Annotated in this window: 14 protein-coding genes; 2 read left to right on the forward strand and 12 right to left on the reverse strand. The window is 42.1% G+C overall.

Annotated features, from left to right (window positions below; genetic code table 11):
- Positions 1–249 precede the first annotated feature (249 nt).
- Both CHL76_RS16375 and CHL76_RS16380 read right to left on the reverse strand, forming a co-directional pair.
- Positions 250–564, reverse strand: a complete 315-nt coding sequence (locus tag CHL76_RS16375) for a DMT family transporter (RefSeq protein ID WP_094909143.1) — start codon at positions 562–564, stop codon at positions 250–252.
- Positions 564–911 (reverse strand): DMT family transporter, encoded by a 348-nt coding sequence (locus CHL76_RS16380; protein ID WP_094909144.1) that lies wholly within the window; start codon positions 909–911, stop codon positions 564–566. The genes CHL76_RS16375 and CHL76_RS16380 overlap by 1 nt, the downstream gene beginning before the upstream one ends.
- A 36-nt stretch (positions 912–947) precedes the next feature.
- Between CHL76_RS16380 and CHL76_RS16385 the strand changes: the two genes are divergently transcribed.
- Positions 948–1,781, forward strand: coding sequence for a LysR family transcriptional regulator (locus CHL76_RS16385; protein WP_094909145.1), 834 nt, complete (start codon positions 948–950; stop codon positions 1,779–1,781).
- Between the two features lie 177 nt (positions 1,782–1,958).
- Here CHL76_RS16385 and CHL76_RS16390 read toward each other — a convergent pair whose 3' ends face one another.
- From CHL76_RS16390 to CHL76_RS16435, 9 genes are all read right to left on the reverse strand, one after another.
- A complete protein-coding gene (locus CHL76_RS16390; RefSeq protein ID WP_079476728.1) occupies positions 1,959–2,180 on the reverse strand; it encodes a helix-turn-helix domain-containing protein in 222 nt (73 codons plus the stop codon).
- A gap of 10 nt (positions 2,181–2,190) precedes the next feature.
- Positions 2,191–2,673, reverse strand: a complete 483-nt coding sequence (locus CHL76_RS16395; RefSeq protein WP_079476729.1) for a DUF2975 domain-containing protein — start codon at positions 2,671–2,673, stop codon at positions 2,191–2,193.
- Between the two features lie 165 nt (positions 2,674–2,838).
- On the reverse strand, positions 2,839–3,117 hold the full coding sequence (locus CHL76_RS16400; protein ID WP_079476730.1) for a hypothetical protein: 279 nt from the start codon (positions 3,115–3,117) through the stop codon (positions 2,839–2,841).
- 172 nt (positions 3,118–3,289) lie between these two features.
- Positions 3,290–3,895 carry a class I SAM-dependent methyltransferase gene (locus CHL76_RS16405; protein ID WP_079476731.1) on the reverse strand — a complete coding sequence of 202 codons (606 nt, stop codon included), beginning with the start codon at positions 3,893–3,895 and terminating at the stop codon, positions 3,290–3,292.
- A gap of 123 nt (positions 3,896–4,018) precedes the next feature.
- Positions 4,019–4,915, reverse strand: coding sequence for a DMT family transporter (locus CHL76_RS16410; protein ID WP_371862284.1), 897 nt, complete (start codon positions 4,913–4,915; stop codon positions 4,019–4,021).
- Between the two features lie 683 nt (positions 4,916–5,598).
- Entirely contained in the window at positions 5,599–7,101 is a 1,503-nt protein-coding gene (locus tag CHL76_RS16420) for a malate:quinone oxidoreductase (protein ID WP_094909147.1), read from the reverse strand.
- 284 nt (positions 7,102–7,385) lie between these two features.
- Positions 7,386–8,048 carry a 3D domain-containing protein gene (locus CHL76_RS16425; protein ID WP_158219216.1) on the reverse strand — a complete coding sequence of 221 codons (663 nt, stop codon included), beginning with the start codon at positions 8,046–8,048 and terminating at the stop codon, positions 7,386–7,388.
- Between the two features lie 537 nt (positions 8,049–8,585).
- Positions 8,586–9,239, reverse strand: coding sequence for a hypothetical protein (locus CHL76_RS16430; protein WP_079476735.1), 654 nt, complete (start codon positions 9,237–9,239; stop codon positions 8,586–8,588).
- Between the two features lie 51 nt (positions 9,240–9,290).
- On the reverse strand, positions 9,291–10,061 hold the full coding sequence (locus CHL76_RS16435; RefSeq protein WP_094909149.1) for a hypothetical protein: 771 nt from the start codon (positions 10,059–10,061) through the stop codon (positions 9,291–9,293).
- A 420-nt stretch (positions 10,062–10,481) separates the two neighbouring features.
- Between CHL76_RS16435 and CHL76_RS16440 the strand changes: the two genes are divergently transcribed.
- Positions 10,482–10,814: a hypothetical protein gene (locus CHL76_RS16440; protein WP_094909150.1), complete on the forward strand. Its 333-nt coding sequence runs from the start codon at positions 10,482–10,484 to the stop codon at positions 10,812–10,814.
- Here the strand turns inward: CHL76_RS16440 and CHL76_RS17405 are convergent.
- Positions 10,801–10,932 carry a hypothetical protein gene (locus CHL76_RS17405; RefSeq protein ID WP_269845179.1) on the reverse strand — a complete coding sequence of 44 codons (132 nt, stop codon included), beginning with the start codon at positions 10,930–10,932 and terminating at the stop codon, positions 10,801–10,803. The two genes, CHL76_RS16440 and CHL76_RS17405, sit on opposite strands and share 14 nt — an antisense overlap.
- Between the last annotated feature and the right edge of the window lie 158 nt (positions 10,933–11,090).

Raw genomic sequence — 11,090 nt, forward strand, 5'->3', positions numbered from 1 at the left:
TTTTGATGCCTACAATCAAAAGTTTTCCACCCGCTGCCACCTGGGCTTCGCCCAGGCCCAACATCAATTGGAAGATATGTTTCAACGGCAGGGTTAACTTCAAGGCTGGAAAAGGACAGCCGTTTACACAAAATTATTGACGGTCCCCGCTTATCAGCGGGCTGGCTAATATTATCTCTAACCTTTAGGATATAAATAAGAGCAGAGGTGAAATACACCCTTGCTTTTATTGCCTTTTGTCCGGTTTATTTAACTTTGAAGATGCAGCATTAAAACGCCAGCAGCAATCAATACTAAAGATACGAGTTTTTTTCTCGTAAGCGGCTCGTGGAAATAAAGAGAGCCAATGGTTGCCGTTGCTGCGACCATCGCCCCCGACCAGATCGCATACGCGATACTGATGTCCATATATTGAATACTCAACGTCAAAAAATAGATGCATCCAAGAAAGAACAAATAGGCGGCAGCGCTTGGCAGTTTTTTCTGAAACCCTCTGGATAATTTCACCGCCACGTTAGCGATAACAGCAAACACTAAGCTTGTGGTTAATAATAATGCGCCCATCACCAAGCTCCTTTATTATCATGTTGCCGTTCAGGAATGTTTAGGCCTACCATTCCCGCCACTACACATACTACTCCAGCGGCTTTGATAATAGACATGCTTTCCCCAAGAAAAACGGAACCTATCAAAACAACCAGCACCGTACCGCCTCCTGCCCATAAGGCATTGACAATTCCTAACTCATAGTTTTTAGTAAGAATAATGTAGCAGCTGAGCGCGACAATATAACAAAAGGCGACCACCAGCGTCCCTTCCAGATTGGCAAAACCATTCGCCACCTTCATGTAGGCGGCGCCTATCACTTCTAAAATAATAGCAAAACTCAGTAAAGTATAGTATTTTAGCATGGAAACTCCTTTTACTTTCAGAATGGATGTGGACAGATGAATATACGCATGCTGGATTATTTCCTGGCTGTCGCCCAGGAAAAAAATATTTCCAGAGCTTCTAAAAAATTATTTATTTCCCAGCCAGCCTTAAGCAAACAAATTAAACAATTAGAACATATGCTGGGATTCACCCTTTTTGTGCGTTCCTCTCACGGCATGACGTTAACCCACAAAGGAGAAAAGCTATATGAAGATATCGAACCTCTCGTAAGCCAGCTGCAGTCCCGTATGAAAAAACATACAGAAAGCAGAATTATTCACATTGGAGCTGATCCTTTACTGGCTTCGCATTATTTCCCACAGCATATGGAAACGTTCATGCCTTTTCGCATACAGCTTACACACATCAAGGAAGATACGGTCGATCTGCTGCCACTCCTTCGTGCAGGCAGCATCGACGCGGCTATTGTTCAGGACCGCCCCTATTACCAGGGCTTATCGTCTGCTTTTTTATTTCATGATGAATTTTTTGCAGCAATCCCTGCCAATCATCCGTTGGCTCAGTTTGACCGTCTTTCTATGACTCAATGCTTTCAATACGCGCAAATCCTTACCCCATTCACCCCTTTATATCAGCGAATAACCCGCTTGATGGGGGACTTGAATGTTCAGGCTCCTTCTATTATTGAAGTTCCTTATAACGCTATCGTAGGATTTGTAGCCCAGGGGTACGGCATTTCCTATCTTCCTTCTATGATCGTCCAGAAAGTTGACTATCGAGGAGTGGTCTTTATCCCTTTGGAGGACGCCCCTCTCCACCGTGACATGTATCTTTTTGCTACCGACCGGTCCTATCTGGAAATACTGCAGAAAGGCCTCGATCTATAAACAGCGTAATGGTAAATTCGAAACACGCATAATGCTTATCCTTCATATAGATATAACCAAAAGTTATACCTGCCCAAAGACTCTCTTTCCTTATTAAATATAAGGAGCCCTGCACAAAAGCAATACAACACAAAGAACGCCTGCGGGTAAAGCTGCAGCCGTTCTTTATATTCGAAATTAATTTCTCGACTCCCCATCTTCCCGGTACTCTAAAATATCTCCCGGCTGGCACTCCAATGCCCGGCAAATGGCTTCCAGGGTCGAAAAACGTATAGCTTTTGCCTTGCCATTTTTAAGTATAGAAAGATTTGCCATCGTAATGCCGACCTTCTCTGAAAGTTCGGTTACGCTCATTTTCCTTTTCGCAAGCATCACGTCGATATTAATGATCACTGCCAATTCATTCACCTCAGACCGTTAAATCATTTTCATATTGTATATCTATAGCGTGCTGAAATAATTTTTGAAGAACAGCAGCAAAGACTGCTACTACGGCAGGAGCAAATACAAACCCTGCTCCAATAAGGATAACTCCCGGGGCGTCATCTAATTCCGCGAAGATGTAAAATAACGGCATCCCCGCTACATACAGACCGCTGATAACTACCGCGCAGTACTTAATCATTTTCAACGCATTGAGAGCTAATTCCGAAAACGCTTTGTTATTGTCAATGTAATTCAGCAGCTTGAATGCCTGATACAGAGCGATAAAAAAAGGAATTGCTGCCGCATACATTACAGCTAAAATTCCGTACATCACGTAAGCAAACCCTGTTTCGCTTCCCGCTGCTTCTCTCGCAATCACAGGCAGGCCAAACAAACATAAAGCAAGTACCGGAAGTCCAATACAAATTACAGCTATTTTTAAAAAAAGCGTAGAGCCTTTTTTCATGACAAGCACCTCCTTGTTAATGATTTTATTTTATCATTGTTTTTATTGATAATCGATAAATTTTTATTCCTAATCGAATACAAAACACAAATAAAGCAGGACTCGTTTTCATCCAGCCCTGCTTTACTGCAATAAATATTCTTTATCATTTATTCTAGAAGTCAACTATAAATGCTCTTTAATTTTTTGGATAACCTGGTTCGTAGCATCTTCCCCGTCCTCTGCCCGGATCGGGTCTACTTCAATGTAATTGCTGCGGTTAGTTAACTCTTCTGCCCAGCCAATGAAAAGATCTTCTTCATCATCCTTGTCCACAATGGAAATTTCCCAGTGAACGTTTTTGTCCTGCTGCTTCAACTCAAAATAATACTTTGCAATCGGCATTAATTCTGCCCTTGCTTCACCGTCAAACTGTTCTTCTAAACTTTTTGGCTGTTCAGCCATTAAAAATACTCCTCCCATTTGAATGCTTAACTGCGTGCAAAATACTTTGAAACAGCCCAAATATGCCTGCTTCTATTCCTTTATTTCCGTTTATACTTATTATTAATCGTTAAATATGGAAAACAAAACGACAAGCGATTCATTTAAAATTAATCAATACTGCTTTCTTAGATCACTCAGCCGGTTTAGCCCAAACCAAATACAAATATCCCCACTGAGCCTGTTCATATTTTACGATGTGTAGTCGTGATGCCTCAACTAACTTTATAATATCCCGGTCTTGATGGCATCCAAATGCTTTAAAGAAGAAGGGATTCAGCTGACGCTGCAACCATTGAAAGCTCTTACGGTTCATGAGCCCGTGCTCAAGCAGCAGAATTTGTCCTTCATTTTTGCACCATTTATTTAAGAGATTCAATACCCGGATTGGATCTTCGTAGCAGCATAAGGAACCTGTGGAAAGAATCGTGTCAAATCTGTTGGCCGGAAAAGAGAGAGTCTCAACTTCAGACAAAATAAACTCAGCGTTCACCCTGTACTCTTTTGCACCAGCCATGGCCCCTTTGAGCATCTCCGGACTGAAGTCAACGTCGGTATATGCGGCATCGCCGGGCAGAAAAGCATAGTTCATTCCTGCTCCCACAGCTATTTCCAGCGTTTCACCTCTGACAGACCCACATATTCTTTTTCTCCATTTATTACTTGCCTCTTCTTCTCTCTGCTTTTCCTGCTTCCAGGCCCGCCTGTTAAATTTCTGCACCAATTTCTCGTTCTGCATTTATCAGCCCTCCTGTTTTTGTACCTGGGTGGACAGCATTTCGAACCAATTGTTGCTGTAATACGAATGGTTTCCTTATATCTATTATACGCTTCTCCACCAGACTGCCGGGCTTTTATTGTTCTACAGTTGATAAGCTTTTCGCTGCTGAATTAAAAATAGCCCAACACCGAACAGCACAACTAGTCCGCCCAAAACCTGGAGGGCAACGACTTTTTCCCCGAGAATGAAAAAAGCCAGAATGGTGGCCCCGACTGGTTCTCCTAAAATGGTCATCGAAATAGTAGAGGTGTTAATGAAGTTCAGCAAATGATTGTAAATGACGTGGGCAATCGTCGGAAGTATGGCAAGAAGGACAAATATCTGCCATTCTTCTGCACTGTATCCACGTACCGGAACACCGGAAACTGCGTTAAAAACGTGTAGGGAAACGCCGGCCACAAAGAATACAATAAAGCTGTACAGCCAGTGGGAGACCTTTTTCACTACACGCTGGCCAATGAGCAGGTATACAACAACCGCTATTACGCTTAAAAAAGAGAGCAGATTGCCAAGCAATGCGGTACTGCTGCTTCGCCCCAGGTCTCCCAGGCCAATAACTACTACCCCCAGCATCGACAGGCTGATCGTGACTAACTGCGGTACGCTGACTTTCTCCTTATAAATCAAAAAGCCTCCAGCTAAAGCCACTACTGGTTGCAGGGCTAAAATAATAGTAGAGCTTGCTACTGTAGTCAGCTTTAACGACCCAAACCAGAGCGCAAAATGCATACCAAGAAAAATACCCGAAAAAATAAACAGTACCCATTCCTGTTTGTTAATGTTTTTGACGTCGTGCCTATTCAGCCAGACAAACGGCAATAAAAACAGGCTAGCAAGATACATGCGGTACATGCTTAAAACGGCAGCCGGAGCATCGGACCATTTTACAAATATTGCTGCGAAGGAAATGGCGACCACAGAGACTACCAATAAAAACGCTGTGGATTTATTCATTTTTTTCTCTCCATCCTTTATCATTTTCTCCTTATGTTATATATTAAATCGTATCAAACGGGCATTTAAAATTCCGGTATATTATTGCCTATTTCCAGTTACTTTTTTCCGGTGCTTAATTACCCATTATGATTCATGATAGTATCCCTGGTCAGTCTAGAATTTCTTTTTGGAAATCATGAAATTTTATTTGAACATTTATAGTATTTAATATTTTATATTTCTTAAAAATATTATAAAGAATTCTATTCTGTGTAAAAATTAAGGAGACATTCGTTGTGAAGAAAATGCTTTCCGGCTTGCTGGCACTGGCTGTCATTATTGCTCTCAACTGACTCGCTGCCTTCTTTTTTCTGCTGCTTTCATTGAATTTTCGTTTCTCACCGGCCTGGCTGCGGTGATTGTGATCGACTGGTTTACTTCTTCCGGCAGTTTTTCATTGGAGCACGTTCGTATGCAGACCCAGGGAGATGCTGGGATTAGAATGGAGACAAAGTCTCGCAGCGGCCTCCGGTTTTCGGTGCTCTTTTTTGCTGCGTTGATCTATACTCTCCTCACTTTATTAATTACGTTCTATCATTACTGGGATTTTTTTAATACATATTAGCTTTTTTCTTTACTTTCCATACTACCGGCCTTAAACCAAAAAAGCCTTTTCTCAGCTATTCAAACTGAGAAAAGGCTTTTGGTATTGACCAGATTCAACTTTACGTCATTTGCGGCTGTTTCTGGTTCTTCAACCCAAGCGTGTCTTCGGTGGATTTGTGAATTTCTTCGATCATTTCTGGTTGCTCTGAAAGGTTTATGCCGTACGAAGGGATCATTTCTTTTAGTTTCGGCTCCCATGTATCGAGATATTGCGGGAAGCATTTCTCAATGATTTCGAGCATAATGGATACTGCTGTAGATGCGCCTGGCGACGCTCCGAGAAGGGCTGCTATAGATCCATCTTCCGCATTGATGACCTCTGTTCCGAATTGCAGCGTGCCTTTTCCTTCTTCCGTGTCTTTAATGACCTGCACCCGCTGTCCGGCTACAAGCGGCTCCCAATCCTCTGTTTTCGCACTCGGAACAAATTCTCTTAGTTCTTCCATCCGCTGCTCCTTCGAAAGCATTACTTCCTTGATTAAATACTTGGTCAACGGAATATTTTTGAGACCCGCGGCCATCATCGTAAACAAATTATCTGGTTTGACAGAACCCAGTAAATCCATTAGCGATCCAGTCTTTAAAAACTTTGGCGAGAAACCGGCAAACGGCCCGAACAAAAGCGTTTCCTGGTTATTAATATATCTGGTATCCAGATGCGGTACAGACATTGGCGGTGCTCCGACGGGAGCTTTGCCATACACTTTTCCGAAATGTTTGGATACCACGTCCGGGTCCTGACAGACCATAAACTGGCCGCTTACCGGAAAACCACCAATGCCTTTTCCTTCTGATATACCGGATTTTTGCAGCAGATGCAGGCTGCCACCGCCGCCGCCGATGAATACAAAATCCGCCTCGTGCAACTCCAGAGTTTCTTTTTGATGATTGCGCACCTTTACTTCCCACGTGCCGTCTTCATTTCTCGTAATATCATCTACGTCATGGTTATACTTCATTTCTACATTATTCTTTTCCAAATGGTTAAACAGCTGACTTGTTAATGAGCCGAAGTTCACGTCTGTTCCATCTTCAATTTTAGAAGCAGCTATCGGCTCCTGAATTTTCCGGTCTTTCATCATTAGCGGCATCCACTTTTCAAGCACTTCTGGATTTTCGGAAAATTCCATTCCCGAAAACAACGGGTGTGCCGACATTTTTTCGTAACGTTTCCGTAAAAAGGAAACGTTATGGTCACCGCGCACATAACTGATGTGGGGCAGAGGCATGATGAATTCACGCGGGTTTTGAAGCAGATTACGTTTTACCAGATAAGACCAAAACTGCTTGGATACCTGAAACTTTTCATTGATACTGATTGCCTTACTGATATCAACAGACCCATCGGGCTGCTCTTTTGTGTAATTTAATTCACATAACGCCGCATGCCCGGTCCCTGCGTTGTTCCATACATTGGAGCTTTCCTCTCCCGGTTTCTCCAGTTTTTCAAATACTTTAATGTTCCAGTCAGGGGACAGCTCTTTTAGCAGTGCACCTAACGTTGCACTCATAATCCCGGCCCCGATTAAAATGATGTCTTTTTCTCCCTGTGGTTTATTCATTATCTTTCATACTCCCTACATAATAGAAAAAGACGTCTCCGTTTAGCGGAAATCTTCCGCCGGTATTTTATTCACGTCAGGGAGGCATCTTTTTCAGTAATTTTTCACCAAATATAGATTATCATTATTAAGTCCAGATTAAAATCATTATTGTTACTATAATAACCGTTTATTACCTCAGAAAAACAATCAATACCATAATAAGGGCCTCTATGATCTTTTTTGCACTAAAAAAACGGAACCGGGAAATGCTTCCCAGTTCCGGCTAGCTTCTTTTATGGTAATTAGTCGACTACTGTTACTTCAACGTCCTGACGGCCGAATGCGAATGCATCGGATTTCGTTGGTACGTGAATGTCAATGCGGTCATCGTTGATGGCACCGCCTGTGTCCGCTGCTTCATACGTGCCCATACCTTCGATTTTCACTGTGGAACCGAGTGGGATTACATCCGGGTCAACAGCGATGACGTTAGCGTCACGATCGTTGTTCAGGTTAACGCCAGTTGCAGTAATGCCGCTGCAGCCTGCACATTCAGCTGTATACGCCGTAGCTTCCATTGTCATGGTTTCACCTTCACTGCTGCTGTCGGAAGACTCGGAAGTTGATGCTCCTGCTACTTCTTCCTCAGAAGAATCAGAAGATCCGCCAAGTGCTGCCTGAGTTTGCGGGCCAGCTACGCCGAAGTAGTCGCCTGCTGGAGAAGAAATATCGTTAGCTTCCTGAAAGTCTTTCACGGCGCTGAGCGTTCTAGGTCCGAATGTAGAACCAGTATAGCCGTGGAAGTAGCCTTTTTCTTTCAACGTGTCTTGAAGCTCTGCTACAGAGGAGTTAACGTCACCGTAGGACATCGAACCGTGGTCGCTGATGGATGCGTCTGCTGCCTGTGGTGCTCCGAATACGACGCCTGCTGTAATTGCTGTACCGAATAGTGTTTTTTTCATCATAAATAATTCATCCTTTGTGATCATAATATTGTTATCCGCCCTGATGACGAAGTCCATTGAAAAGTTTGCCTATATGTTTACTTGTCTTTGTGCCAACACTGCATGGATTGCCAGGTCGTCTTACCGTCGTTTACTTTTTCTGTGCTTTCTCTCAAACACAACGCTACCGATTATGCCTTGAAAAAGTACAAATGGCAATAACATTAATTTAGTTGTAATCTAACCTTAATAGTTTTTCATATTATGTAAAAATGTCGGGTCTTCGTACGTGTATTTGCCGAAAAAAAACCGTATTTCCACTCATTACTAAACAAAATGCGTTTTAAATATTACGCGTTTATTACAAAAAGCACGTTTTTACGTAACATTATCTGTAGCATAAAGAGAAAATTACTTTTAAATTTTTCAATTACAGGGTAAATTCATTAATTTTTACGCCCGGCTGCAGCCGACAATATTAAAAATCCCTGCAGGCTTTTCTTCTTAGAAGCCTGCAGGGAGCCAATTCTATTCAACTACTATGCAACTGTAAATTCATTATACCTGTTTATATGAAGTAACCTCTAGTTCTTCATCCACGGTGGCTTCGTATGTTTCTACTTTCGTTTTTCTGCCGTCATTGTTCAGCACTTCGATTTTTACATGCCACAGCCCGTTCTTTTCTTCTGTGGAAGTAATACGCTTTGGTTCGGCTACATAGTTTTCGAAAAATGCATTAACGCTGTCCATCACTTCAGTAAGCCGAGGGCCGTTCTGTTTTGATTTTTTCTTTTTAGAAGGCGACGATTTTTCTTTGGAGGCATGATTTGTCGTACTTTCTGCGTTCTTTAATTGTGGCCTGCCTTCTTTTTTAGAAACCATTCTTGCTTTTTTAGGCACCTGTCCTTTATCTTTCTTCTCTGAAGACGAACCTGATGTGCCGGAAAGTTTTGCTTTCGATTTTTCTACGTTCTGCTTTACGCCGTCTTTCGTTTCCCCAGCTTTTTTAAGTGGTTTTTTCAATAAGGAAGCTGTGCCCCCACTTTTATTTTCATCCTCCGACGAATTGTTTTTCTCCTTTTCCGATTCTTCCAAAGACTCGTCCTGCCCATCTTTCTTTTTCATTCCTTTTGTGACCATCGGAATAGCGCCTCCGATCAAACTTCCGGCTGCCATTAGTCCGTAGGTAACTTTATCTTTTTTATCAGTCATTATGTTTGCCCCTTTCTTTACTGTTCGAACTTGAATAATTCTTTTAAGCCTCTATCTGTCCGCACGAGGTTTAATGGATAAAAATTTTTCCCCGGTTATGCTGTTATCCCCGGCGCTTTCTTTAATTTCTCTAACTAAATCCTCCCAGGCATTTTGCATAACATCGTTTTTCACTTGCTGCTTGAGTTCTTCTTTGACCTCTGTGTACATTTCATCCTTCCATTCCAAGGCTATGCTACGTGTAATATCATGGACGAGCGTTTTCTGTGTAGCTTCTGATAGAAACGAGGAGGAGGCCGGGGCTTTATTTTCTGGCAGTGTGTGTTCATTCGGGTCTTCGTTATTATTTTCAGCGGGCGTTTTCTCCGTTCCTTGATACGCTTCACTAACCTGCTTCATAATTTCCTCAATCATCCCGTTTTTATTTTCCGCTGTTACTTGCAGCCCACTGTCTACCGCCAATTTTTTTACAGCCTGCTTTTCCATGGAGTAAAGGTTAACCTCTTCTTCATTTCCCTCTTTATTCGTAATAATGACCCCGGCGTAGTTTTCTTTATTTTTTTGGCTGGCAGGCTCTTCTTCTGTAATACCTGGTTTCTTATTTTGAACTGTCAGCTTAGATCCGGCCGCCTGATTTAGGATTTCATTAACCATATCCTGCTTTTTCGTTGCTTTAATCTTTAAGCCGCTGTCTTTTGCCAATGCTCTAATGGCTTTAATACTTAAAACGAGAAGATTGATTCTTTCTTCTATTCCTCCATTATCGACGATGACTACTGCTGATTGCTGGTCTTCACCGGAAATTGGTTTACGTACAGCCACCGTTATCTCCTCTTTCCCCCCGCTTCTGGGATTTTTCATGAAACCAATTTTTCAGCCAAACATGCTAATGTTCAAAAAACCTCTATAATTTAACAGTCTTTACCTTATATACTCTGGAATCAAACTTAATAAGTACAAAACTTTCTTCTACCCGTATTTTTTAAAGATATCACTGCAAAATAAATTTTATTCCCTTCAAGAGTTAAGTAATCTCGAAGGGAACAGATACGGTAACTTATATTCGTCGTCCGATGGCATGTCGGATGACCGCCCCCATTCCTGCCTATATCACTCTAAAGACATAAGTACTTAAGCCTCTCGACCTTCTCCCTTGTGTACTTTTATTTTTGCCTGTTGTCGGGAACAGAAAGGTTAGACTTCAAACAATATCTTATCGAGCAGAAAGAAGGTCGGCTATTTATGGAAGAAACCAAGTACCGGGCAGTGATGCTGCAAAAGGACGAAACATTGGTAGAGCGGCACTATACGAGGAAACAATTATTTGAAGGCGGAAAAAGCGTGAACCTACGAGAAAGCCATTATCATGTGCTTTCTGACGTTTGGGCTGTCGGGTTTTATGAACTACCGGAGGAAATCGAGGAAGTATGGGCTGAAACAAAAGATGCTTCTTTTCCGCTTCCTGCCATCTTTTTCAGCTACAACCAGCATACCGGAGCCATGACCAATATGAGTGAGACTCTGGTCGAGCAAACAAAAGAAGAAATACAGAAAGCTGAAATCAGTAAACAATAATTCGTGCAAGCAGAAAAAGCAATGCCTCTCCTTTCCCGGACCGGCATTGCTTTTTATTGGAAGTACGCAGGGAATTTAAAGAGGTTTTTCCTGTAATCATTGCTGAAGCATGTTTCATATGCTCCCCCTCGAGAGCATAAAATAGTTTGTGTAAACGATCGATCACCAAAAAAGGAAGTCCTTTTCTAGTAGAATGAAGTTACCGACCACATCCACAGAAAAGAGGACTTCCCTATGAATAATTTTACTACAGATATTGCTCACGCTCTAGTCCAA

It is taken from the genome of Marinococcus halophilus (assembly GCF_002265875.1).
GTDB lineage: Bacteria > Bacillota > Bacilli > Bacillales > Marinococcaceae > Marinococcus > Marinococcus halophilus.

Excerpts from the sequence above, each read along its gene's own strand:
- CHL76_RS16375 (WP_094909143.1), bottom strand. The coding sequence starts at position 564 with ATGGGCGCATTATTATTAACCACAAGCTTAGTGTTTGCTGTTATCGCT.
- CHL76_RS16380 (WP_094909144.1), bottom strand. The coding sequence starts at position 911 with ATGCTAAAATACTATACTTTACTGAGTTTTGCTATTATTTTAGAAGTG.
- CHL76_RS16385 (WP_094909145.1), top strand. The coding sequence starts at position 948 with ATGAATATACGCATGCTGGATTATTTCCTGGCTGTCGCCCAGGAAAAA.
- CHL76_RS16395 (WP_079476729.1), bottom strand. The coding sequence starts at position 2,673 with ATGAAAAAAGGCTCTACGCTTTTTTTAAAAATAGCTGTAATTTGTATT.
- CHL76_RS16400 (WP_079476730.1), bottom strand. The coding sequence starts at position 3,117 with ATGGCTGAACAGCCAAAAAGTTTAGAAGAACAGTTTGACGGTGAAGCA.
- CHL76_RS16405 (WP_079476731.1), bottom strand. The coding sequence starts at position 3,895 with ATGCAGAACGAGAAATTGGTGCAGAAATTTAACAGGCGGGCCTGGAAG.
- CHL76_RS16410 (WP_371862284.1), bottom strand. The coding sequence starts at position 4,915 with ATGATAAAGGATGGAGAGAAAAAAATGAATAAATCCACAGCGTTTTTA.
- CHL76_RS16420 (WP_094909147.1), bottom strand. The coding sequence starts at position 7,101 with ATGAATAAACCACAGGGAGAAAAAGACATCATTTTAATCGGGGCCGGG.
- CHL76_RS16425 (WP_158219216.1), bottom strand. The coding sequence starts at position 8,048 with ATGATGAAAAAAACACTATTCGGTACAGCAATTACAGCAGGCGTCGTA.
- CHL76_RS16430 (WP_079476735.1), bottom strand. The coding sequence starts at position 9,239 with ATGACTGATAAAAAAGATAAAGTTACCTACGGACTAATGGCAGCCGGA.
- CHL76_RS16440 (WP_094909150.1), top strand. The coding sequence starts at position 10,482 with ATGGAAGAAACCAAGTACCGGGCAGTGATGCTGCAAAAGGACGAAACA.
- CHL76_RS17405 (WP_269845179.1), bottom strand. The coding sequence starts at position 10,932 with ATGAAACATGCTTCAGCAATGATTACAGGAAAAACCTCTTTAAATTCC.